Source organism: Paenibacillus silagei (assembly GCF_017874735.1).
GTDB lineage: Bacteria > Bacillota > Bacilli > Paenibacillales > Paenibacillaceae > Paenibacillus_AQ > Paenibacillus_AQ silagei.
In genome coordinates this window covers 1-1,934 of sequence record NZ_JAGGLV010000049.1, presented here as the reverse complement: position 1 = coordinate 1,934, position 1,934 = coordinate 1, and the positions used below count along the sequence as shown (strand labels likewise).

The 1,934-nt window shown below is 51.1% G+C and carries 1 protein-coding gene; it reads right to left on the bottom strand.

Features of this window, described 5'->3' with window-relative positions; translation table 11 throughout:
* Positions 1–113: 113 nt before the first annotated feature.
* Positions 114–1,412, bottom strand: a complete 1,299-nt coding sequence (gene ltrA / locus J2Z70_RS33000) for a group II intron reverse transcriptase/maturase (protein WP_209880117.1) — start codon at positions 1,410–1,412, stop codon at positions 114–116.
* Positions 1,413–1,934 lie beyond the last annotated feature (522 nt).

Here is a 1,934-nt window from a genome sequence, read left to right as displayed (position 1 = left end):
TGTTGGTCGAGTAGGCGGGGCCTTTCCTTCGTGGATTGTGCCCCTACCCCTCACAGATCCGTACGTGCGCAATTTACGCATACGGCTCTTCACCCCATCGTTCACCATTGGCCTTAATCGTAGATATTGACGTAGATCCGCGGCTTAGGTAGCCTGAATTCGTTTAGCACTTCGTAGAACCTCTCCCAGGTGAAACTCCTGCGCTGACTTCTGCGGTTTAGCCATGTATAGATCAAGTCGAGCGTTTGCATGTAATAGGCTTTTATTTTCTCCGAGTTATCCGTGATTCCATAGTATCGGTAGTGTCCCGACAGTTTGGACCGGATGACGCCTAGAAACTCCTCCTGCTTCATGTGGCGATTCCACCTGACCCAGCTCTTCATGGCTCTGACCTTCTGTCTGAATTTCTTCCCACTCGTTTTACGCTTTACCCGGAAGGTTCCTTTTCGGCTCTTGGCGCAGTAGTGCGTGAAGCCTAGGAAATCGAATGTTTTCGGTTTACCTTCGCCCTTCCTCCGTGATTCTGCTTCCGCAAAACGACCGAACGCGATGATTTTCGTCTTCTCTTCCGCAATGCTTAACCCGAATTTCTCCAGCCGGAGCACAAGTGCGGTATAGAAGCGTTCTGCATCTTCTTTGTACTGGAAGCAGCATACAAAATCATCGGCGAAGCGCACCATTTCGGCTTGCCCCCCGCACTGCTTCCTCACCGTCACGGTAAACCATAGGTCAAGGACATAGTGCAGGTAGACGTTGGCTAGCAGGGGCGACACCACCGAACCTTGGGGAGTTCCTTCCTCCGTCGGTTCAAAGTGTCCCTCCTCCTGAATACCTGCTTTTAGCATCCGTCTCACCAGCCGGTGGATGTTTGGATCTCCGATTCGCAGTTCGAGGAATTTCATCAGCCATTCGTGATTTACATGGTTGAAGAAGCCTGAGATGTCCGCATCGACGACATAGCTGGTTTTCCCCTGCTCGATGACCCGGTTTAGATGTTTCAGCGCACTGTGCATGTTTCGGTTCGGGCGAAATCCATACGAGAAATCCATGAAGTCTTGTTCATAAATGGCTTCCAGTACTCTTTTCAGCGCATGTTGCACCAGTTTGTCTTCATACGCAGGAATTCCTAGGGGCCGCATGTTTTTCCCGTCCTTTGGGATGTACACTCTTCTTGCGGGCTGAGGTCTGTAGCTTCTTCGCTTTAAACGGTCCACCAGGTGTGTTACATTCGCTTCCACGTTGGCTTCGTACGTCTCTTTGGTCGATCCATCGACTCCGGTTGCCTTTCCCGGTTTCATCTCTTTGTGACTTCTCTTTAATGCTTCTGTGTCCATGAGATGTCCGATGGAGTTGAACCGTAACTTCGGATCTGCTTTGGCCATTTCTGCTATTCTTGTTAATTTCGTTTCCATTTTTTCCCACCTCTGTGTGTGGCCAATGTGTCCTTACCAAGATTGATGGGGTGTCGCCTGCCTTTCCTCCGCCCCCATTACAGGGGTTTCACAGGTCTTATGCGGCAATCCGACTCCCTGAACGCCGTTTGACATTCTTACGTGTTACGGCTTGTTTGCCATACTCCTGCAAAGGTTCCTAAATAGTACTTCTCTCGCAGAAGAGCGTCAGGGTCTCCCGAGTTGCTGAGTAACCATGGGTATACATGCCTGGCTCTTCGACCCCGGGGAAGCTCCTCCATCCTCGCCTTTTTTTTTTCGGCTGGAGTCATGTTGTCTTCCGGGAAAGTGAGCCCGTCGACCTTCCCGTTTGCTGCATTTCGAGGCTCCATCACTTTCAGGCCTGCATCCTAACTGTCTACGCTTAAACGGCAGGGTTACCCTTGCCGCTCCAAGACTCGCTATTGGTGGCGTGGCTTTCGCCTTTCCAAGCAGGGGTTCCACCTGCTAAGTTACTCAACCTAGGCTCGGTCGCTCCACTTT

What these genes read in the sequence shown, in the direction of transcription:
- ltrA (WP_209880117.1), bottom strand. Translation starts at nt 1,412, where the DNA reads ATGGAAACGAAATTAACAAGAATAGCAGAAATGGCCAAAGCAGATCCG.